Origin of the sequence: Spongiibacter thalassae, assembly GCF_012272835.1 — a bacterium.
Classification (GTDB): Bacteria; Pseudomonadota; Gammaproteobacteria; order Pseudomonadales; family Spongiibacteraceae; genus Spongiibacter; species Spongiibacter thalassae.
In genome coordinates, this window is sequence record NZ_JAAWWK010000005.1 from 371758 (window position 1) to 394666 (window position 22909).

Here is a 22909-nt window from a genome sequence, read left to right on the forward strand (position 1 = left end):
CATTGGTCGCGATGTCTTTCGCGAAAACTAAAGCAGTATTCTTGATGGATTGCGTCGATGAGTATCGCTTTTAACTAGTAGTAAGGTCGGTGATTGCCGTCCATTTTTTTGGAGAATATTATGGAAATCAAAGGTAAAGTTGCCATCGTCACCGGTGGTGCATCGGGTTTGGGTGAAGCGACGGTACGCCGCTATGTAGACAATGGTGCCAAGGTTGCCATTTTCGATATGAACGATGAGCGTGGTAACGCTTTGGTTGCAGAGCTGGGCGATGCGGTTATCTATCAAAACGTAAACGTTGCTAACGAAGAAGCGGTTGAAGCGGCAGTTGCGGCAACGGTTGCCGCTTTTGGTGACATTCACATTTGTAATAACTACGCCGGTATTGGCAACGCGATTAAAACCGTTGGTAAAGATGGCGCGTTCCCGCTGGATAAGTTTAAGCAAATTATCGATGTAAACCTGATCGGTACCTTTAATGTACTGCGTTTGGTTGCCTTGAAAATGAGCACGCAAGAGCCTGTTACTGACTGTGGTAGCCGCGGCGTGATCATCAATACCGCGTCTATTGCCGCTTACGAAGGTCAAATCGGTCAAGCGGCTTACAGTGCCTCTAAAGGCGGTGTTGTGGGCATGACGTTGCCAATCGCTCGCGATCTGTCTCAGTTCGGTATCCGTGTTAATACCATTGTGCCAGGCCTGATTCACACCCCACTGTTTGACTCGGCACCTCCGGCTGCATACGAGGCGCTTTCCAAGAGCCCGCTTTTCCCGAAACGTTTGGGTACTGCAGATGAAATTGCGCACTTGTCGCAGTTCATTGTTGAGAACGATTACACCAATGCCGAGTGCATCCGTATGGACGCCGGTATCCGTATGCAGCCTAAGTAAGGCTGCTGTAAAAAGCGCCGGGTCTCCCTGGGGAGCCTCGGCGTTTTTGTATTATTTATTTTTCTTCTTGTAATTTTAATAACATGAATGGAAGTGTCGGGGGGCCTTTAGCAGGCATAAAGATTATTGAATTCTCTTGCACACGTGACAGTTGGCCTAGGCTATCTCTGACTGTTGAATCCTGATAAATGGAGATTTGCGACAACCATGCGCTTAACATTATTTCACACCCCCAGTTCTCGTTCACTCCGTCCTCTTTGGTTGCTCGAAGAGATGGGGCTCGATTTTGAATTGAAAACGATCACCTATGATGCGGCGTATTTTGCATCCGACGAATACAGGGCGATCAACCCGATGGGCAAGGTGCCAGCCTTGTACGATGGCGATAACCTTATTCTGGAGTCGACGGTGATTCTGGAATATATTCTGGCTAAACACGCTCCATCGTCTTTAAGCGTAAAACCTGAGGAGAGCGACTTTGGATTCTATTTGACTTGGTTACACATGGCCGAGAGTGGCCTGGCGCACTATCTAGCAGTGTATCTTGGTCAGTTGAGTGGCCTAGATAGATATGCCGTCTCCGAAGGTTTTGAAGCCTACGTAAAGTACCAAGCCGAGAAGGCTTTTGAGATGTTAGATAATCATCTTATTGGAAGGTCATTCATTGCTGCAGACCGCTTTACAGCAGCTGATATTTCTGTGGGATACAGCCTGTTTTTGGCAAGCGCACTTTGTGGACTGCCGTTGCCAGATCGCGTGCAAGGGTATTTTGAGAGATTGCAGGAACGCCCTGCCTGGAAAAAGGCCGTTTCGGTCAAATAGGCTTGGTTCCTTCGTGCTGGGGCTCCTGTGGACTTGGTTCTGGAGCTCTTGGCCCGATCTCCCGATTAAGCCAGTGACCGATGCAGGTAGCCGAGGCTGGTGGTTACGGTCATAATTCATTGAGGCGTATTTCAAGCCTACGGGACTCGAAAAACAATAAGAATTTTTACTGGTGGTATACCCCGTTCGGTGTCGAGGAGTTGATCCCTTGATCTCGGCCGGGCATAGTCAGCGCGCTCTCTCCAAATGTCGGCATAAGATGTCGTTATCTCAAAATATGTTGGCCCGTGCAGTACCTGCGGCCTACGCTCGGTAAACCCTGGCAGTCGATCTGTGCATGGCCATATTCGTCAAGTGATGGCCGAAATTAGCATTATATCTCGACGGCATAGCCCCTAATATTGCGCTATCAATACTCTGGAACTCGAGTGGCGTCTATGACGTTGGTTGCCTGTTCGTCGAAAGGGTTTGGCTGCACAGCGTAGGGTCCGTGCCGTTTGGCAAGGATCGTATAACGGCAGCTAGAGCATAATAAAACGGTGTACTTTAGAGCTCATGCTGAAAAACAACGGTTCCAATGCCAGCGCTTTTCCGAATATAGCTGCAAATGGGGCAGGGAGAAGGTGGTAGCCAGTAAGGTAATAAATAAGCCGGTTTATATAAATTTTAATTGATTAAGATTTTTGCTCTTTCGTGAGCTTAACCAAGATAAATTCTGTTCGATTTACGAAAGAGCAGTTTGGCTAATCCAGGGCTAGCGCAATCACCGAAATAGTGATAGCAGCTAGCGTGTAACGTTGAAAAATATCAACAATAAAAGGAAGCAGAATATGAAGTCAGAGCGTTTTGCAATTGCGTGTGCATTCACTGCAGTGCCTGCACTCTTTTCAGGTAATTTGATGGCCGCTGCGCTTGAGGAGGTCATCGTGACCGCTCAAAAGCGATCGGAAAGTGTACAGGACGTGCCGGTGGCCGTAACGGCAATGTCGCAAGATGCCATGAGAGAGGCCGGTGTTTTTAGTGCGAAAGACTTAACCGACGTGAATCCGAGCGTAAGTTTTGATATAGCGCAAAGCTCTCAGAACGCCAGTCTGAAAATTCGAGGTATCGGTACCGTTGGTAATGGCCGTACCTTTGAAGGCGCCGTTGGGGTGTTTATCGATGGTGTCTATCGGTCCCGGTCAGGAATGGCAATGCAGGATATGAATGATATTAGCCGTCTTGAAATACTGAGGGGGCCACAGGGAACCCTGTTCGGGAAGAATACGGTCGCTGGCGCGCTTTCTATGTCCAGTACCAGACCAAACTTTGATGGCGTCAATGGCTCTATTGAAATTGGTGGCGGTAGCTATGACCATGAAATGTTTTCTGCCGCGGTGAATGTGCCTGTTGGCGAAAAGCACGCACTACGCTTCTCTGGTATTTCAAATCGCCGCGATGGCTACTACGAAAGCCCGCAACAGCAAAGGACATACAACGATGTTGATCGTTTTGGGGTTAAGGGCCAATGGTTATTCGATATAAACGATAGTTTGAGTTCGCTGCTAGTCGCGGATTATACAAAGTCCGATGCGGAGTGCTGTTTTGGTTCTGCTCAGGTGGTGTCCGGACCCCTCCAGCCCGGGATCGAGTTATTTGCTAACCATCGAGGTCTGGAAACCTACACCGAAGAAGACAATGCGACGGAACGTCGCTTGACTAATGTCAACGGACATTCAATTCAGATTTCTGAAGACTACGGCTTGTCCTGGACTTTAGAGTTGGCGCTTGAAGCGGTTGATGTGAAGTCTATTACCGGCCTTCGCCGCTACAAAGATGAGCAAATTGATTCCGATGCGGATTTTGGGCCAGCGCATGTTCTTCTATTTGATGAACCAGCTGTGCTTGATTTCTTTTCTCAGGAATTCAATTTCTCCTGGGCGTGGGCGGAAACCGATTTTGTTGCAGGTTTGTACTATTCATTTGAGACCATTGAGCATACGCGATCGGTAGTCTCCGATACAGATGCCAACTCCTATGTGAGCTATCTGGTTGCTTCGCAGGCGAATCCAGATGCGGCGTTAGAGAGCTGTCGCCTGTCGTTGCAAGCAACGGGTTCGTGCGGTGATTTTCAGCTTGTAGGACCAGGAGGGACGCCGGTCTCGATTGAGCGCTATTTCCAGGACTCAGAAAGCTACGCGGCATTTCTTCACAGTCAAACATCTCTGGGTGAGCGGTGGACGATTATCGCTGGTGCCCGTTATAGCTACGACAGCAAAGAAGGCGGGTATGAAAACCTGTTTTGGTATAACTCGCCTGTTGCTCAGGCGATTGTCGCTTCCGGCGCTGTAGGCACACCCCCAAGTGGCGATGCAACGACACCCCGAAATGCTTTTGACCTGGCTGGAACCTGGCGTGGCGAGAGCTTCGATGAATCTTTCTCTAAGGGCGTACTCACCGGCACACTGGCCGCAACATTTCATATCACCGACGATGTAAATACCTACTTTTCTGTGGGGCGCGGCTATAAATCCGGTGCGGTCAATCTGTTTTATGAGGCAGATAACCTTAACAATACCTTCTATGAGCCCGAGTATGCGACGAGCTATGAGCTTGGCTTCAAGTCCCGCTATTTAGACGGAAGCGCGCAAACGAATATTGCAGTATTCCATACTGAATATACCGATTTGCAGTTGAATTTCTTCACCGGCCTGAATTTCTTTACTGAAAACGCCGGGGAGGCAGTCTCGAAAGGTGTAGAAGTCGAAAACATGTATCAAATCAATGAAAGCTTTAGAGCTGAGTTGAACATGACGTTTCTTGATGCGAGCTTTGGTGACCTGAGCGACGGTCCGGAATTTACACAGTTTTTGACCGATCGTGATACACCTCGGGCACCTGACTTCGCCGGTGTGGCGGTTTTGAACTACAACAAGGCACTGAGCTCATCGATGGAGATTACCAGTCGTTTATCAGCGTCTTATAACGGCGAATTCTACTCTGGTGTCAATGCAGAAGATCAGGTTCAAGATGCTTACACGCTGATTGATTTCTCTTTGGGTATGACATTTATCCGAGATCAAGATTGGGAAGTGAAGCTCTCGTGTAAAAACTGCACGGACGAAACCTACCAGACCTTCTACTTCGCCACACCATTGCAGGCAGGTAGCTTTAATACATACACCAATGAGCCTCGTAGACTGCTATTAAGCTTTGCGACGCGGTTCTGAGTATCTGTATTCACTGCGTGCAAGGTGCCGTAGCGGTAATTGGTTAGGATACTGTTTTTTCAGCGGGTGAACGTACTTTATTGCGAGGTTCGTTTCACCTTTTCCTGTTTAGCAGGTGTTGAGTCCGTGCCGATTTGCCGTTTTGTTAAACGCTTTGGTAAGTCTTGTGAAGGCATGCGGTAAGCTTGCGAAACCAATCTCCCCTACAGTCATTTAAACCAGCGATAGCCAGCAGAGCGTGGCAGGGAAGCTTACGCTCTGTTGCACGTCGTCCAAAGTTGTAGCTGCACTGGTGTCGGTAAGTTAAAAGGGGATTTCTACGGCAGAGCTAGGCGTGATCAGCGCCCACTATCTCAGTGCAGACTAAGGGGCTATTAACGTCCTCGCGCAGTCCTTCGGAGAATACCTAACTATCCCGAACTGGCGCAACGCTGCCCGCCGCGTAACCAAGAGTTACGGCGCCAAAATCGGGTTCACACCTTGATCAGCGCGTTGCAGGAGATTCCTGCAACGTGCTGACTTGCCGTTTTTACGCCGATGATACAACAACGGCCCTCGCAGGAGGGCGCTACTCTAATGACAGGTATACCCGCCATCAATAACGAGTTCTGAGCCGGTCATGTACTTCGATTCGTCTGAAGCGAGGAATAGGCAGCCATTGGCGATATCCAGAGGCTCTCCCATGGCTCCCCCGAGCGGTATTTCGCGGGCCAGTCGTTGCATCGCTTCCTGTTTCATCTCATCTGGCAGGGAGGCGATGCCTTGTTCCACCAAGGCAGTGAGAATAAAGCCCGGATGCACCGAGTTCACCCGAATAGGGTAGGCCTTGCTGGCGCAGTGCAGGGCCGCGGATTTGGTAAATATTCGTACGCCGCCTTTGCTGTAGTTGTAGGCCGCTGCACCTGGTTCTCCGACAATGCCCTCGATTGAGGAAATATTAATAATCGAGCCACCCGATTCCTTCATCACGCCGATGGCTGCGCGGGTACCGAGGAATACGCTCTCGCCGTTCACAGCCTGTGTTGTACGCCAATCTTCGATGGTGGCCTCTTCGGCGTTGCCCGGCAATCCGATACCGGCATTATTGACCAGTATGTGCAGCGCGCCGTAGCTGCTGACGATGTCGTCCACCACGGTTTTCCACAGCGCTTCATTGGTAACGTCCTGTTGCCGGGCCATGGCCTGACCGCCGGAGGCGTTGATCTCTTCTGCCACACGGGCAGCTGTGTCGGCGTTGAGGTCGGTCACAACGACCACAGCACCTTCCTCGGCGAATCGCTTTGCTGTCGCTTCGCCCAGACCGGAACCGCCGCCGGTGACGAGGGCAACCTTGTTTTGTAATCTTCCAGCCATTTTGTTATCACTCCATTTCTATTGTATGAGGTTATTGTTTGGGCGCTATCTGCTAGTGGTTCGAAAGGTATCTTACCAGGCGTCGTCGGCCTGATTCGGGAAGCAGCTTGTCGATCACGCCCCACAGCTTGGCGGAGGCGCCAAGCAGATAACTGACCCGTTTGCCTTTTATAGCCATCTCAATCGCTTCAGCAATTTGTTCTGGCTCAACGTCCACAGCCATCCTCTGCGTGATCCTTTGGTCAATCGCATGGCCCATGCTGGTGTTAACAATCGGCGGTTTTACCGCTGTAACACGGATATCATGCTGGGCCCACTCGATATTCAGGGCTTCGGTGAGGCCGTTGACGTAAAATTTCGATGCGCTGTAAACCGCCAGCAGCGGTAGGCTATGTACACTGGAGGCCGAACAGAGGTTAACCAGAGTGGAACCCGGGGTCTGCTTCAAAAGGGGAAAGCCCTCCTGGGCCACTGTGGTAAGCCCTTTCACGTTGATATCGATGATGAGGTCGTGAGCCTCTGGCTTGATATCCTCAAAGGCTCCGGAGCTGAGAACGCCAGCGTTATTGACCAGCACATCCAAGCGCCCATTGGTGTGGCTGCCAAAGTGCGCCAGCGCTTCCTTAATGGAGTTACGTTGGGTTACGTCGCAGTGTTTACCACAGGCATGGGGGAACTCGCCGGAATCCAGCAGTGACTGGAGCCCGTCGCTGTTAATGTCGTATAGACCTACAAACCAACCTAGGCCAGCGAAGTGTTTTGCTGTAGCCAAGCCGATACCATTGGCAGCGCCTGTTATAAATATTGTTTTCATTGCGAAATCCTGAAATCAAATCCGGGCGGAATGATGAGCCCTTGCCCATTCCAGAAACCGATGTATGCCATACCGTGTGCGTATTGAGGGTAGCAGGTCAATAGCGTGATCGACGCAAGCGAACAATCCCGCTATATGTTGAGGCCATTATTTCATTGCAGGAATTTCCTGCGAATACATTATTTTTTTTGAAAGATAAACCTTGGATGTTAGTAGAGAGGGTGGGGTGTAAGGAATGTTAATCGAGGCCGTTTGTTGACAAATCCGGCCGCTTGACCTTTGCGACGAAGGAAAAGTGCCGCTACCGTGGGGGCGGGGCTTCGAGTTAATTCTCGGGTGCGTGGCGGATAATGGGAGTTCAGGGAGTCAAATTGAATCCGATACGAAAGTATTCGAAAGAAGCATTTTGTAGACTGATTTCGAGTGAGGCGCTTGGGAAGTCAGGCGACTGTTTGCAGAGTCCTCCGATTATTGCCTGCATTGAAATGGCCTGAAAAAGCACCAGTATTTCTGTTTTTTTCATCATCTTGATCTGTATATAGATCAGCAATATAGGAGATCGCGGCCAGTAGGTATGGCCGCATGCCAAAGGAAGTGGTTGCCGCGAAACTATGCGCAGGCACTAGCCTTTTTATATTGCTCAATAAGGCGTTTTTTATAGAGTTTGCCATTATCCATGCGCGGTAGTTCCTCAGTGAAGTCGATGCTGCGAGGGGTTTTGATACTGCTAAGCCGCTCGCGAGTCCACTCCCGCAGGGACTCCGCAAGGCCTGGCGAAGCCTCTTTGGGGTTGAGGAGTTGTACTACGGCCTTCACTTCTTCACCATACTCCTCATTGGGAATGCCAAAAACGGCGACGTCAGCAATTTGCGGGTGTGTAATCAATAGATTTTCAATTTCCTGTGGGTAGATGTTGACCCCACCACTGATAATCATAAAGTTTTTGCGATCCGTTAAATACAGGAAGCCGTCATCATCTAAATAGCCAACATCTCCCAGTGTTGACCAGCCGTGTGTATTGTGAGCGCTTGCGGTTTTTTCAGGTTCGTTGAAATATTCAAACTCGGAGCCGTTGGCAAAGTATACGGTGCCAATCTCTCCTTTTGGCAAAAGCTCACCCTCATCGCTGACGATGCGGATTTCGCCCACTAATGCCGGGCCAACTGAGCCTTTATGGGTGAGCCATGACTTGGAATCGATCATGGTCATGCCTGCGCCTTCAGAGCCTGAATAGTATTCCGCTATTATTGGTCCCCACCAGTCGATCATTTGTTGTTTGATTTCAATGGGGCAGGGGGCCGCAGCATGTATGGCAAACTGCAGACTACTAACATCATATTTATTTCGCACGGCCTCGGGTAATTTAAGCATGCGAATGAACATGATTGGCACCCACTGGCTGTGGGTGACTCGGTAGGTTTCTATGTGCTTTAGTGCCCGCTCCGGGTCAAACTGCTGCATGACAATGCAACTTCCACCGAGTTGCATGACTAACATGCAGTAGTGGAGCGGTGCGGCGTGGTACAGCGGAGCAGGTGACAAGTATATGCAATTTTCGTTGATGCCAAAGGCGGCGGCGAGGGCCGCCATATTGGGGTGTACTTCATGAATGCTATCGATAGGTAGCCTGGCCAGTACGCCCTTGGGCTGGCCCGTGGTGCCTGACGAGTACAGCATGGGAAGCCCTAAGCACTCGTCTTGAATCGGGCTGTTTGGCTGAGTGGCGAGTGCGCTCGACCAGCTTGTGAATTCTGCCTGCGGCGCGTCTTGCGCATCTACATTGTAAAGGTGTTTTAGCGCGGGAAGGGCTAGTGTTGAAAATTGCTCGACAAACTGGTTGGACGTGACAAACAGCTTTGCATTGCAGTTTTCTAGTATATAACGCACTTCTTCTTGTTTTAGGTGGGTGCTTAGGGGCGTGAAAATGATGCCACTGCGTACCGCGGCTTGCGCGATTTCTATTAATTCGCGACGGTTTTCAAGCATCAGTGCTATATGGTCGTCTTTCTGCAGCCCCAAACTGCGAAACAAATTCGCGATACGATTTGAAGCGTGGTCCAGCTCCGCATAGCTAACGCTTTCGCCGGTTTCTGCAATGCAAAAGGCGAGTTTGTTGGGAGCAGTTTGTGCGGTAGTACTGATATGAGGCACGACAATATTCCTTATTGTATGAATATGATGGTTGTTGTGCAGTGGTTTTGCATCGAGTTAACGACGTTGTTCTAAGGTATTTATTATTTTGTAAACTATCAAGCCCGTTCTTGTTTTTGTGTGTGGCTTTGTGGCGCGCGTAACGAGGGTGGAAGAAAGCCGGTGAGTTTTGCTACCTACTCACCGGCAATTTCGCTGGTTTAGCCGAGTTGAGTGGATAATTTTACAAACTTTTGCTGATTGTAGTCGGCATCGCCAAATGTGGTGTTTATCATCATTAGACGTTTGACGTAGTGCCCAACGTCCAATTCGTCAGTCATTCCCATGCCGCCATGTAACTGAATGGCTTCACCGCCGATCAGTTTTCCTGCTCTACCTACCATCACTTTCAGAGCGAGTAGATCTTTAAGCGCGTCTTCGCTGTTGGCGTCGGCGGAGCACACGGCACGATATAGCAATGAGCGGGTTTGTTCTCCGGCGACGAACATGTCGACCATACGGTGTTGCAGGGCTTGAAAATTGCCAATTGCGGTTCCAAACTGCTCACGGGTTTTGCTGTACTCAACCGTTGTGTCGGTGAGTTTTTGCATAATGCCCTGTGCTTCAGCGCAGAGTGCCAGCATGGTGTCATTGACAACAGCCTGTATTAGGCCGAAGCCTTGGTGCAGTTCGCCAATTAGCTGAGCACCTGTCACGTTGTTTAGAGTGATGTTGGCGGCTTGCTGGCCATCCATCATCGGGTAGGCGACGACGCTGACCCCTTCCGCCTGGGTATCGATCAGAAACAGGCTGATGCCATTCTCGTCACATTGATCGCCAGCGGTGCGGGCAGAGACAATCAGTTTGTTGGCGGCGGCGCCGTTAAAGACGACTGTTTTCTCGCCGTTTAAGCGGTACAGCTCGCCGTCGGCGGCTGCTGTGGTTTTAACATCGCTCAATTCAAATCGACTTTGGCGTTCAAGGTAGGCAAAGCCCCCTTGAAGGCTGCCGTCGATGATGCCGGAAATCAGTTCTTGTTGAATTTCGCCTTCACCGCTGTGAGCCAGTAGACCACCAAACAGTAACACCGTTGCCACATAAGGTTCTGCGACCAGTCCTTTGCCAAATTCTTCCATAATCACCATGGTGTCAACGGCGCTGCCACCGAAACCGCCTAAGGAGCTAGGGAACGGAATAGACAGCCATCCTAACTCAGCAAAGGTTTGCCAGGTAGCTGGATTAAAGCCGTGTTCCATCGCAACATTTTTAGTGCGTTGCTCAAAGCTGTAGTCGTCGGCAATAAAGCGCGCGACGCTGTCTTTGATCATGGATTGTTCTTCAGATAGATTAAAATTCATAGGGCGTTCTCTATTGATTGTATTTTCGCTGCGCGGTTCTGTTGTGCCGCAGGCGAGACCGCTGTGAACAGCTTGGCAATGGCAGAAACAAGTGTGGAGTAGGCTGCCTTTTGAGAGCTAAGCTGCGCGCGCATTGGAGTGTTTATCCTTCGCTGTAAATTGGTGTTACAAACCCAGCACCACTTTAGCGGTAATGTTTTTCTGGACTTCATTCGAGCCACCATAAATGGTGGAGGCGCGGCCATACATGTACTCGCGTCGAGCGCGATCGCCAAACTCGTGCCCCAGTTCGCTGTTGCTCAATTCGCCCTGTAGCACGCCGCTGTAGTAACCGGCCAAATCCATACGCAGCTGTTGAATCGCTTGCTGTATCTCCGTTCCCTTGAGCTTAAGGAGTGAGGACTCGGGGCCTGGGCCTTTGCCTTCGGCGAAGCCAGATAAAACCCGTAGCTCGGTGTATTCCAGTGCCATCAGTTCTATTTCAATCTCGGCGAGACGCTGTTGGATCATCGTGTCTTCGATCAAGCGTTTTCCGCCACTAACTTCTGTGTTGGCAATGGCTTTGAGTTCGCTCAAGAAACGACCGGATCTAGCTACCTCAGCAATGGCGGTACGCTCATGGGCGAGTAGGACTTTGGCATAGGTCCAGCCTTTGTTTTCTTCGCCAATGCGGTTTGCCACGGGTACCCGTACATTGTCAAACACCACTTCATTGAGCGTATGATTGTTGTCGATGGATTCGATCTTGTTGACGGTGATGCCAGGTGTTTTCATGTCAATCAACAGGAAGCTGATCCCACTTTGCTTTTTACCTTCAGTGCCGGTTCGTACCAGGCAAAAAATCCAGTCTGCATATTGGGCATAGGTGGTCCAGATTTTCGCACCATTGACAATGTAGTCGTCGCCGTCGCGTACCGCTCGCGTTTTAAGGGCGGCGAGATCCGAGCCCGCGCCGGGTTCCGAGTAGCCTTGGCACCACCAGTCATCGCTATGGTAAATACGCGGTAAGAATCGCTGTTTTTGTTCATCGTTGCCGAAGGCAATGATGACTTGGCTGACCATTTTCAAGCCAAAGGGCACAACATCGGGTACGCCAGCGGCTGCCCGTTCGCGCTCATAGAAGTATTCCTGGGCAATGGACCAACCCGTGCCGCCATGCTCGACCGGCCAGTTCGGCGCTATCCAGCCTTTTTTCGCCAGAATTTTCTGCCATTCAACAATGGCATCCCTGAAGGTTTTGGGGTTGGCAACGCGCGCCGCGAGCTCATCGCTAAAGTGCTCTTTGAAAAATTCCCGGACCTGATCGCGGAATGCGAGGTCTGCCTCAGAAAATTGAATATCCATAGCGATGCTCTCTAGGTGATGAATGTAGCTATTCAGTCTAGCGCGTTCCAATAGGATTATCTTTGGTCTAAAGTGTCAGATTCTATGGTAAAAGGTATATTTGCGGCGGGGTAGCGGCACGGAATGGCGCCTTTTGGAATACGTGTAGCGTTTGCGGTGTATGAGGGAGTTTGGGCTTCTACGCTCTACCCCGCGGCCGATGTTTTGCAAAGTGTAAACTTACGGCAGCTCACCGGTACCTTTAGTTGGAATATTGTGACGCCCACTGAGCAGAGTGTTGTGTCGTATAGCGGGCAGCGGATGACGGGTGACGCAACCATGATGGATAGTGGTCGCTACGACTGGGTCGTGCTCCCGCATTTCTGGGGGGATTTCGATCGTGCGCTTGAAGTACACCCGCAAGTCGCTCATTGGCTGCAACGGCAATATCAATCCGGTGCACTCATTGCCAGTGTAAACAGCGGAGCGTTCTGGGCGGCGCAAGCGGGGCTGTTACAGGGCCGTCGAGCGACAGCCTATTGGCGCCATATACCTGCGCTAAAACAGCAATTTCCCAATGTTGAATGGTTGGAGCAGCAGGGTTTGGTGGAAGATGCGGGTTTGTATACCTCCAATGGTCAGAACGCGGGGATGGACTTGGCCATGCATTTGGTTGAGCGGGTTTGTGGGGCGGAAATGGCCAGCGACCTGGCGAGGGACATCACTTTCGACAGCCGACGAGATTATGATTTAACGCTGTTTAATATGGCGGGTTTTCGCCATCATCGCGATGACAATATCCACCACGTCCAGAATTGGCTCGATAAGCACTTTGCCGAGACGGTGTCATTTCGAGCGTTGGCAGATAATGCCGGCATGAGTAAGAGCACTTTCTTGCGCCGTTTTGAGCGGGCTACGGGTGAAAAGCCCACTCGTTACCTGCAGCGCCTCCGGGTGGAAGCGGCCAAGCATCGTCTGATCAACAGTGATGATAATATCAAAGCCATTAGTATTAATGTGGGTTACCGGGATTTCAGTTATTTTTCCAAAATCTTCAAGGTGATAACAAATTTAAGCCCAAAGCGTTTTCGCGAGCGCTACCGGCCAAGGTAGGTGAGCACGGCTTGATGGGTGGCGTTCAAGCTTCTGAGCGTACTCATTTCTCAGAAGCTTGATTGCACTTTAAGCTTGTAGCGCGGAGTATTTGGGCTGGTCTATAAATAGCCGCCCGGCTACGGTGGTGCGCAGGTGTTCACTTAATCCCTGTGTATTCAGGGCCACGCCATCGCGGAGCATCTCAACAAGTCGCCAGCGCAGGGTGTCCAGGTCGGCATTTAGGCCAGTCAGCGCGACTAGTCGTTGTTTTTCCTCCTGTTCTAATTTGGGCGCATATTGAAATTCGCGCTGTGCAATAGACAAGGAATTTGCCGCAACCTTGGCGAGAAATTGATCATGGGGCAGCATGTTATCTGTGGCGCTACTCTTTAGAAAAGTGGCAACGCTCGCAAGCAGTTCTGCGGGCATGGGTAGCTGTGTGCCGTGATCCAGTTCGGCGCTTGCTTCCGGCAGGGTAAACTCGCCGGGAATCAGCAGGTTTACACAATCCATTTGCGCTTCAGAAGAGCGACGACCTATTACCGGGCGTTCAAGGCTGGGCGTTTCTCCGGTGCGCCAGGTTTGCGCCATACTGAGTGTGCCAACTGACCACCAGAAAGAGCCATAAACTTGCCAAAATAAAACCTCTTGCGCGGTGATCGCAATGCCAGTTTCCTTTTCATAACCCGCTAATAGATCGTCGAGATGTCCAAAACCGCCAACAGTCAATTCGCGGTTGCCAAATCGCCAGGAGTTCACACATAGCCAGCCAAGGTCTTGAATGGGGTCGCCAATATGGGCTAGCTCCCAGTCGAGCACGGCTTCAATGCCCTGTGGGTTTACCATCAAGTTGCCGTTGCGGAAGTCTGAGTGGACGAGGGTGGTGCGTTGTTGGTTCGGCAGGTTTTCCAGCAGCCATCGGGCTGTATAGTCAACCATGGGAAGCGGAATATTGAGATTCTGGTAGGTGTCCCAGACTTCTTGTATTAGCGTTTTCGTGTCAGTGATCGTTAAAAATTGATCCAGTTTTTCCTTGCGCCAATCTATGGCGTGAATGCGGCCTAAGATTTCACCACAGCGGTGGGCAAGCTGTGGGCGAATGTCTTTGAACTCTGAATTACGATTAATTCGATGTCCGAGGGTTTCCCCCTCCAGCCAGTTCATAATAAATCCGGCGCCCAGGCCGTCCTCTGCTTGCAATTCATAGACGACAGTCGGGCTGGGGATACCATAGTGTTTGGCGAGATTGAAGAGACGTGCCTCAGATGCGAGGCTAATGCCGCCGACACTCGATTCGCTGCCGGAGGTGGGTTGAGCCCGTCGCAGTGCCAGTGTCGTCTCTCCCTTCGCATCGCGATAGGTAATGCGGTAGGTTTCCTGGCTGGCGCCGGCAGTCAGCTGCCGACAATCCAGCAAGGCTTCAAAATCGGGAATTTGTCGACGCAGCGTAGACTCTAGCAACTGCTCGAACTGTTGTTTTGGAGACATGGCGGTTAACTTACCCCTTTAGGTTTGCTTTGCTTCATAAATCCAAACATATAGCCTGCTACGCGACGCATTTGAATTTCATCGGCGCCTTCGGTGATGCGGTAGCGCCGGTGGTGGCGGTATATGTGTTCAAACGGTTTGTAGCGTGAGTAGCCCATGCCGCCGTGCACTTGCATGGCAAAATCCGCTGCTTCACAACACAGGCGATTGGCTTGGTAGTTACAGATAGATACTTTGTCCGATACGGAAAAGGCCCCATCTTTATCCATCAGCCAGGCGGTTTTGTGAATCAAGGCCCGTAGCATTTCAGCGCGAGCCTGCAGCTCCACCAAGGGAAACTGTATACCCTGATTGCTCGACAGAGGCTTGCCAAAGGGCTTGCGCGTGTTGGCGTGTTTTACTGATTCGTTAATACAGTATTGTGCTGCGCCCAGGCTGGAGGCGGCTTGACGAATGCGGTTTTCATTGAAGAAATGCTGTACCACCTGTAGGCCTCGGCCCTCGCCAGCAAAAATCGCAGAATCGGGAACCCGTACGTTGGTGAAGCTGACCCGCGCATGGTCAGTGGGCATATTGAAGGTCCACAGGTATTCTTCGACCTTTACTCCTGGCGTGTTCATGGGCACAAGAAAAGCGGTGATGCCCAATCCGTCGCCGGGCTTGCCGCTTGTACGGGCCATGACGATGTCGGCATTGGCGATATGCACGCCGGTATTCCAGGTTTTTTCGCCATTGATGACCCAGTGGTCGCCGTCTTTTACGGCGCCGGTTTCCATCCAGGTCGCGTCAGAGCCGTGTTCAGGTTCGGTTATTCCAAAGGCAAAACCGGCGGTGGCGTTTTTCAAGCCGTCCAGCCACTCTGCTTTTTGTTGCTCTGTGCCATATTCGAGCATGAGCAAAAGGCTCACGTTGTTCCCTACAATGGAGTGTTCATTCTGCAAGTCGTTGTGTAGGCCCAGCCCCTTTGCCGCCAGGTGCTCCCGAATAATGGCCATGCCGAGATTGCTGCCATCGCGACCACCATGCTCTTTCGGGAAGGGGTAACTAAAGACCCCGGCCTCTATTGCCAGTGCTTTGGCTTTGGCTAATAGCGCTTCCCACTCTTCGTTTGGAAGACCGTCTCGATGCCAGTCAGTGCGAGCATCTTCCCGGCGGTAGTCAAAGAATCGAATATTGTCGTCCTGTTCTTCAAGAGGGCGAATCTTTTGTGCAATAAAGTGATCCAGTTCAGCCAGGAATTGGCTAATGTCTTCCGGGATTTGAAAATCCATGGCGGGTCTCTCGGTGTTATTCTTGGAGTTATGGTGCGGAGAGTAAAAGACCCGTTAGGCAAACAGGGTTTGTACTGCCTAACGGGGGGCACAATGCCCTATAAGGAATTAGCCGATCGATCTTTTCGCGTCTTTCCAGTAGGGTTCGCGAAGGACTTTTTTCAGTATTTTCCCGGAAGGGTTACGCGGTAGCTCAGCGACAACTTCCAGCTTGCGCGGAATCTTGTAGCCGGCGATTTTATCGCGGCAGAACTCGACCATTTCCTCTGCAGTGAGCGAGCTGTCTGGCTTCAGTACGACAAAGGCCAGCAGGGCTTCGCCAAACTTATCATCAGGTACCCCAATCACTGCGACATCGGCAACGGCGCCGTGTCTAGCGAGGACTTTTTCTACCTCAACCGGGTAGATGTTTTCGCCACCACTAACCACCATGTCTTTGATGCGGTCTTTCAGGTACAGGTAACCTTCCTCATCCATGTATCCCGCATCGCCGGTATGTACCCAGCCATCGGTGAGGTCCTTGGCGGTGGCGTCGGGTAAGTTGTGGTATCTCAGCATGCTGCAGTCAGAGCGAAGCCAGATCTCACCGATTTCACCGGCGGGCATGGTTTCTCCATTTTCGCCGACAACCTTGGCCTCGGCACCGATTGTTGGGCGACCGCAGGAGCCGAGGATTTCCGGCTTGCCATTCAGTGCGCGGCGGTGATCACTAGGAGACAGTAGTATTCCGGCGCCCGCGGTTTCTGTCATTCCATACAGCTGTATGAATTCACATTTGAAGACGTCCATGGCCTGGCGTAGGACAGTTTCCGATATAGGTGAGGCACCGTAAAAAATGGTGTCGAGCTTACTAAAGTCTCGTTTTTCAATGCCGGGTATCTGCAGGAGGAACATGATCATGGCAGGAACCATGAAAACGTTGCCTACGGGATAGTTCTCCAGGTCATCAAGTAATTTCATCGGGTCAAAGGCTTGGTGAAGCAAGGTGTGCTGACCAGCACAGGTGTTTAGAATCGCCGAGCCTGCACCACCAATATGGAACAGAGGTGCGCATAAGATACTGGCACTTTGCTGGTCAACACGCTTTGGTGTTGCCAACACGTTCATCGCTGTTAATTGTGTGATGTTGAACTGGGTCAGGATAACGCCTTTAGGGTGCCCGGTGGTGCCGCTGGTATAAAGCTGAAGCAAAGGCGCGTCGCGGTCTACCCAAATATCGGGTTTTGCGTTTGCCTGGCTTTCAAGAAAGCTATTCCAGTGCAGGCTGTCAGGCAGGCTTGAGGTAATTAAGGTAATGTCATTCGACAGAAGCGGGCGTAGTGCTTCCAGCGTGCCTGCCATTTCATCACCAACGATCAATACTTTGGTATCGGAGTCGTTAATGATGTAGGCGAGCTCTTCCGCCGCGAGACGATAATTCAGAGGTACTGAAATAGCACCGATTTTACTGCAAGCCATAAAAAGCAATGGGTGCTGCAGGCAATTTTCCGCCAGAATAGCGACCCGTTGCTCTTTCTCGACGCCTAGGCCAAGTAAACCGTTAGCCAGTTGGTTGGTGCTTTCGTTGAATTCACGATAATTACAAGTCGTATTATTAAACGTGTAGCAAGGAGCGTCGGGTATCGCTCTTTCGTAAAACTCCAAGTAGTGATGAATCAACATTTTAACCGTCCTTTGAGTCTATTGGTTATTTATGGCTTGGCAGTGAATTCAGTTCAGTCTTGTGTATCGGCTCTTACTTGCCGGTAAACACAGGCTTTTTCTTCTCGAAAAAAGCCCCTATTGCTATGGCAGAATCCTGGCTGTTGGAGCAGTTAACCTGAAGTTTCGATTCAAGATCCAGTGTTTCTTCGAACGATGCAGTGTGAACCCCACGCATAATCTGCTTGCCATACTTCTGAGCGAGCGGTGCACCTTCGGCGAGACGTTCCGCCCAGGCTTGGGTTTCTGCTTGTAGCGCGTCATCGGCTACAACCTTATTTGCCAAGCCGTATTGCAGGCAGTCTGCTGCAGGAATACGCGCTGCTTCGATAAAGGCTTGATAGGCTTTGCGGTAGCCCATGTTACGCACCAAATGATGGGCAATCCCGCCGTCCGGAACCAGCGAAAGACCGGCGAAAGCCAGGTAGACGAACGCGCCTTCGGACATGATTGCCAGATCGCACGACATTGCCAGCGCTGCTCCAATACCCGCGCAGGCACCGTGAACCGATGCGATGTACGGCTTGCTGGAGTTGGCGATGCTCATCATTACAGGCTTGTATTCCTGTTGGATTTGATCGTCGATGGTATCGAAGCCGGCAAGTCCCTCGGACAGGTCTGTGCCAGATGAAAAGCCCCGACCTTCGGCGCGAAGGACGACAATGCGGACGTCATCGCTTTGCTCGGCGGTATCAATGGCCTTTTTCAGTTCCAGGCGCATTTGCTGACTGATGGCGTTCATTGCCTTGGGGCGATTCAGGGCAATGGTGGCGACACGGTTTTCAACCGTGTAAGTAATGGTTTCAAAATCACTCATTTTAAGTATGCCTTGTTAGTAGGATGGGTTCTTATGCTGCGTATTAGCTCAGAACACCAGCCTGTTCCAGGGATGCAATGGCATCATCGTCAAATCCCCATTCGCCAAGCACTTCTTTGGTATCCGCGCCTTCTGCGGAAGGCGGCTTGGGAGTGTCGCTTTGGCTGCGGCTAAACCGTGGTGCCGGGGCTGGCTGCATTTGGCCATTGACTTCGACATAGGTGCCGCGCGCTTTGTTATGGGGATGTTGAGCAGCCTCTTTCAAGGTGAGGATGCCGGCCACACAGGCGTCGCTGCCTTCAAAGATGTCTACCCACTCGTCGCGGGTCTTGGTTTTGAAGGCTTGTGTAAGTGCGGTTTTCAGCTCAGGCCATATAGCTTGATTGTTTTGCTCTGCAATATACTTCTCTGGCAGGCCCAGCTTTTGAATCATTTCGGCAAAGAACTGTGGCTCGATTGGCGCGACAGAGAGATGTTTGCCGTCTGCGGTTTCATAGGAACCGTAGAAGGGAGTGCCCCCGTCGAGTAAATTGGCTTCGCGCTGGGTGTTGAATAGCCCAAGAGCGTCCATTGAGTGAAACATGCTCATAAGGTGAGATGTACCATCAGTGATCGCTGCGTCGACTACCTGACCTTTCCCGGACTTTTGTGCTTCCAGTAAGGCGGATAGCATGCCGATAACCAAAAACAAACTACCGCCGGCAAAATCACCCACTACATTCAAGGGGGGGACGGGTTTGTCTGGTGTGCCAATGGCCGCTGCAGCACCGCTCAGGGAGATGTAGTTATAGTCGTGACCGGCGGAGTGTGCCAAGGGGCCGGTTTGGCCCCAGCCGGTCATGCGGCCGTAGACAATTTTCGGGTTGCGTGCCAGGCAGGTATCAGGGCCGAAGCCGACGCGTTCGGCAACGCCAGGTCGATTTCCTTCAAAAATGCCGTCGGCACCCTCGACCATTTTAAGAAGGGTCTCAAGGCCTTCCGGTTTTCTCAGATCGAGAGCAATACTTTTCTTGCCGCGTGAGTTGACATCAATAGCCGAGGGCAGGGCAATGGAGTTGGGCTTTGAGGCCCGCTCCACGACGATGACTTCGGCGCCAAGATCAGCCAGAACCTGGCCCGCGTAGGGGCCAGGGCCTATGCCCTTGATCTCGATAATTTTTAATCCGGTTAGTGGTCCCATCGTTCTTTCCTTTGTTTTTTTTTGAAGGTTAGTCCAAAATGCTGGCGTATTTGTCAGAAAAAATGTCGCGACCAATGATCAGCTTCATAATTTCTGAGCTACCGGCGAGAATCCGGTTTATACGCGCGTCGGTGAACATGGTGCAGATGGGGTATTCCTTCATGTAACCCGCGCCACCGTGGAGCTGCACACCAAGGTCCAGCATACGCCCTTCAATTTCTGTGGCCTGCAGTTTGGCTTTCGCTGCCATGTTAACGGTGAGCTTACCTTCGTTGTGCACGGCCACGCAGTGATCTACATAGGCTTGAATAACTTCTATTTCGGCATCCATCTCAGCCATTTTGAACTGCGTGTTTTGCATATGAGCCAGGGGCTTGCCGAAGACTTTGCGCTCCATAACAAAATCGCGGGTCAGGTTGAACGCACGTCTGGCGTTGGCCGCGGAGCCAGTCGCGCCAATCAGGCGCTCTTCAGCGAGACCTTGCATCAGGTAGAAAAATCCGTGGCCGGTTTTGCCGAGAATATTTTCCTTGGGAATTTTGACATTGTTGAAAAACAGCTCGGCGGTGTCCTGGGCTTTTAAGCCCATTTTGTCCAGATTGCGGCCGCGCTCAAAGCCTTCCATTCCGCGCTCAACAACACAGAGTGTCATTGCGTGCGGGTTATTGTCCGGGTCGGATTTGCCCGCCACGATAACCAGGTCGGAATTGATACCGTTTGAAATATAGGTTTTAGAGCCGTTGAGAACGAAGTGGTCGTCCTTTTCAAGCAGCGTAGTGCGCATGCCGGCAAGGTCGCTGCCAGCATCTGGCTCAGTCATCGCAATGGCGAGGATCTTTTTACCCGACACGCAATCCGGCAGCCAACGCTGCTTTTGTTCGTCGTTGCCGAAGTGATCAATATAGGGGCCGACCAGACGGCTATGCAGGGTATTGAACCATTCTCCGGTGCCGGCGCGTGCTGATTCTTCGATAATAATCTGCTCGTAGCGGAAGTCGCGATCTCCCATGCCGCCGTATTGTTCATCCGGCCAGATCATCAGAAAGCCTTGCTCGCCTGCTTTTTCAAAGGCTTCGCGGTCGACTATGCCTTGGTCCCGCCATTTTTCGACGTTTGGTGCAATTTCTATTTCCAGAAATTTCCGAAAGGCGTCGCGGAACATCATTTGTTCTTCGGTAAAGTTGCGCATTCTTATCTCCATAACCGGAACCCAGCACAGCTGGGTTCCAATTCGCAAAAGGGATTATTGGAAGGTTTCGCCGGCGGCGATTTTCTTCGCAACAATGGCGGGGCAGGTAAAGCGTTCACCGTATGCAGCAGCAAGCTCTTCACAGCGTGCCTGGAATTTCTCCAGACCGTAAGTGTTTACGAACTGCAGGAAGCCACCTGTCCATACCGGTGCGCCGATGCCCATGATAGAGCCGATATTGCCGTCGGCCACGGTGCGCAGCACGCCTGTTTCCAGGCACTTCAGCGACTCGATCACTTGACGGAACAGTAAGCGGTCTTTGATATCCTGATCGCTGATGACCACGTCTTCCTTGTAGAATTTTTCGAGCAAACCCGGCCAGAGGGTTTTGCTGCCGTCGGCGTGGTATTCGAAGTAACCGCCACCGTGGTGACGTCCGCCTCGACCATTTTCGCCGATCATAAAGGCGATCATTTCTTCCAGCGCATTTTGCTCGCCGTATTTCCCTTTAACGCCCATTTCCTCCCAGGTTTCCATGGCTTTGCGGCTCAGCTCGAGGCTGGTTTCGTCATGTACGGTGAGTGGGCCAACCGGCATGCCAATGGCCTTGCCAAGGTTGTCGACTTTAACGGGGTGCGCGCCCTCTACGACCATACGCACGCCCTCGTCAAAGTAGGTGCCGAAAGTACGCGAGGTGAAGAAGCCTAAAGAGTCATTGACGACAATGGCCGTTTTTCTGATTTGCTTGGTGTAGTCATAGGCTTTGGCCAGTGCGATATCACTGGTTTTCTCGCCACAAATGATTTCAACCAATGGCATTTTGTCAACGGGTGAGAAGAAGTGTATGCCGATAAAGTTCTCGGGCTTGCTTGAACCTTCAGCGAGCTGGGTGATTGGCAGGGTTGATGTGTTGGAGCCCCATACGCCATTTTCGCAAAGATACTTTTCTGTTGAAGCTGTAATTTTGTTTTTCAGCGCAACGTTTTCAAATACCGCTTCAATAATAAGATCGCAGCCCTGCAAATCTTCGTCATTGGCGGTGGGTTTGATGAGCGACAAAATTTCTGCTTTCTTCTCTTCCGTCATGCGGCCGCGGCTAATCGCCTTGTCCAGCAATTTTTCGGAGTAAGCCTTGCCTTTTTCAGCGGCCTCGACAGAGATGTCCTTCAGGATAACCTCGATACCGGCCTTTGCTGAAACATAGGCGATACCCTGGCCCATCATGCCGGCGCCGAGTACGCCGAGTTTCTTGGTTTCCTGCGGTGGAACACCTTTGGGGCGTGAGGCGCCGCCGTTGATTTTGTTCATCTGGAAGAAGAACGTGGTAATCATATTCTTGGCTTGTGGCGTTGTTGCCAAATACGCTAACCCACGGCTTTCTACGCGCAACGCCGTGTCAAAGTCGAGGCGTGCCGCTTCAACAGCGCAGTCCAGAATTTTTTCAGGCGCAGGCAGCAATCCGCGAGTTGTCTTGGACAGCATGGCGGGGGCGCCCATCAGCACCTGAGCGAGCTTAGGCGAGCTGGCATTGCCACCGGGAATCTTGAACCCTTTGTGATCCCAAGGCTGGATTGCCGCGGCTTCGTTGTCTTTGTTTTCCAGAATCCACGCTTTCGCTCTAGGGAGTAGTTCATCCACAGATGCGACAGTCTCGTGGATCATGCCCGCCTTCAGTGCTTTGGCAGGGTCAACTTTTTTCCCTTCGAGTAGGTAGGGTAGTGCATTCTGCAGGCCCAATAAATTTACCATGCGGACAATCCCGCCGCCGCCAGGTAGTAGGCCGAGGCTTACTTCTGGTAAACCAAGTTGTACTGACTTGTGGTTGTAGGCAATGCGGTAATTCGTAGAAAGGCAAATTTCGAAGCCGCCTCCCAGTGCCGCGCCATTGATCGCAGAGACAACGGGTACAGGAAGTTTTTCCAGTGCGCGCAAATCTGATTTAGTGGATTCCAGAATTGCCATGAATTCGTCTTCGTCGCCAGGCTGTGCCGCTAGCAGGTCGTTCAGGTCGCCGCCGGCGAAAAACACTTTCTTAGCTGAGGCTAACACGACGCCGCTCAGGTCATTCTCAGCCTGCAGTTTTTGTACTGTTTCAGACATGGCTGTGCGATATTCTTCGTTCATCGCATTCACTGGCCCAGTCATGTCCATGGTGATGGTGACGATGCCGTCCACATCTTTGTCGTACTTGAATACACTCATTGTCTTGTCCTAAATTCTGTCATTGTTAGTGGCGTGTTCAGAACCGGCGCTGGAATGTTGTCGCCG

Annotated in this window: 16 protein-coding genes; 4 read left to right on the plus strand and 12 right to left on the minus strand. The window is 51.4% G+C overall.

Annotation, left to right across the window (positions count from 1 at the left end):
- Window positions 1–120 precede the first annotated feature (120 nt).
- The 3 genes from HCU74_RS14980 to HCU74_RS14990 all read left to right on the plus strand — a co-directional run bounded on the left by HCU74_RS14980 (window position 121) and on the right by HCU74_RS14990 (window position 4922).
- Entirely contained in the window at window positions 121–891 is a 771-nt protein-coding gene (locus HCU74_RS14980) for an SDR family NAD(P)-dependent oxidoreductase (protein WP_168451226.1), read from the plus strand.
- Between the two features lie 174 nt (window positions 892–1065).
- A complete protein-coding gene (locus tag HCU74_RS14985; RefSeq protein ID WP_168451227.1) occupies window positions 1066–1713 on the plus strand; it encodes a glutathione S-transferase family protein in 648 nt (215 codons plus the stop codon).
- An 830-nt stretch (window positions 1714–2543) separates the two neighbouring features.
- Window positions 2544–4922: a TonB-dependent receptor gene (locus tag HCU74_RS14990; RefSeq protein ID WP_168451228.1), complete on the plus strand. Its 2379-nt coding sequence runs from the start codon at window positions 2544–2546 to the stop codon at window positions 4920–4922.
- A gap of 573 nt (window positions 4923–5495) precedes the next feature.
- On the opposite strand, the gene HCU74_RS14995 is transcribed toward HCU74_RS14990, so the two are convergent.
- The 5 genes from HCU74_RS14995 to HCU74_RS15015 form a co-directional block, all read right to left on the minus strand.
- On the minus strand, window positions 5496–6275 hold the full coding sequence (locus HCU74_RS14995; protein ID WP_168451229.1) for a glucose 1-dehydrogenase: 780 nt from the start codon (window positions 6273–6275) through the stop codon (window positions 5496–5498).
- Window positions 6276–6327: 52 nt separating this feature from the next.
- Window positions 6328–7089: an SDR family oxidoreductase gene (locus tag HCU74_RS15000; protein ID WP_168451230.1), complete on the minus strand. Its 762-nt coding sequence runs from the start codon at window positions 7087–7089 to the stop codon at window positions 6328–6330.
- Window positions 7090–7698: 609 nt separating this feature from the next.
- On the minus strand, window positions 7699–9240 hold the full coding sequence (locus HCU74_RS15005) for an AMP-binding protein (RefSeq protein WP_168451231.1): 1542 nt from the start codon (window positions 9238–9240) through the stop codon (window positions 7699–7701).
- A gap of 200 nt (window positions 9241–9440) precedes the next feature.
- Window positions 9441–10577, minus strand: a complete 1137-nt coding sequence (locus HCU74_RS15010) for an acyl-CoA dehydrogenase family protein (protein ID WP_168451232.1) — start codon at window positions 10575–10577, stop codon at window positions 9441–9443.
- A gap of 165 nt (window positions 10578–10742) precedes the next feature.
- The gene (locus HCU74_RS15015) at window positions 10743–11921 is read right to left on the minus strand and encodes an acyl-CoA dehydrogenase family protein (RefSeq protein WP_168451233.1); all 1179 of its coding nucleotides are present in this window, start codon (window positions 11919–11921) and stop codon (window positions 10743–10745) included.
- 123 nt (window positions 11922–12044) lie between these two features.
- Between HCU74_RS15015 and HCU74_RS15020 the strand changes: the two genes are divergently transcribed.
- Complete coding sequence (locus tag HCU74_RS15020) at window positions 12045–13013, plus strand: GlxA family transcriptional regulator (RefSeq protein ID WP_168451234.1); 969 nt, start codon at window positions 12045–12047, stop codon at window positions 13011–13013.
- A gap of 69 nt (window positions 13014–13082) precedes the next feature.
- Here HCU74_RS15020 and HCU74_RS15025 read toward each other — a convergent pair whose 3' ends face one another.
- From HCU74_RS15025 to HCU74_RS15055, 7 genes are all read right to left on the minus strand, one after another.
- On the minus strand, window positions 13083–14483 hold the full coding sequence (locus HCU74_RS15025; protein WP_168451235.1) for a phosphotransferase family protein: 1401 nt from the start codon (window positions 14481–14483) through the stop codon (window positions 13083–13085).
- Window positions 14484–14488: 5 nt separating this feature from the next.
- Window positions 14489–15754, minus strand: a complete 1266-nt coding sequence (locus HCU74_RS15030) for an acyl-CoA dehydrogenase family protein (protein WP_168451236.1) — start codon at window positions 15752–15754, stop codon at window positions 14489–14491.
- Window positions 15755–15862: 108 nt separating this feature from the next.
- Window positions 15863–17416 carry a long-chain-fatty-acid--CoA ligase gene (locus HCU74_RS15035; protein ID WP_168451237.1) on the minus strand — a complete coding sequence of 518 codons (1554 nt, stop codon included), beginning with the start codon at window positions 17414–17416 and terminating at the stop codon, window positions 15863–15865.
- Between the two features lie 73 nt (window positions 17417–17489).
- On the minus strand, window positions 17490–18272 hold the full coding sequence (locus tag HCU74_RS15040) for an enoyl-CoA hydratase/isomerase family protein (RefSeq protein ID WP_168451238.1): 783 nt from the start codon (window positions 18270–18272) through the stop codon (window positions 17490–17492).
- A gap of 43 nt (window positions 18273–18315) precedes the next feature.
- Complete coding sequence (locus HCU74_RS15045; protein ID WP_168451239.1) at window positions 18316–19452, minus strand: CaiB/BaiF CoA transferase family protein; 1137 nt, start codon at window positions 19450–19452, stop codon at window positions 18316–18318.
- 28 nt (window positions 19453–19480) lie between these two features.
- Window positions 19481–20647 carry an acyl-CoA dehydrogenase family protein gene (locus HCU74_RS15050; protein ID WP_345889693.1) on the minus strand — a complete coding sequence of 389 codons (1167 nt, stop codon included), beginning with the start codon at window positions 20645–20647 and terminating at the stop codon, window positions 19481–19483.
- 48 nt (window positions 20648–20695) lie between these two features.
- A complete protein-coding gene (locus tag HCU74_RS15055) occupies window positions 20696–22843 on the minus strand; it encodes a 3-hydroxyacyl-CoA dehydrogenase NAD-binding domain-containing protein (protein ID WP_168451241.1) in 2148 nt (715 codons plus the stop codon).
- Window positions 22844–22909: the final 66 nt, after the last annotated feature.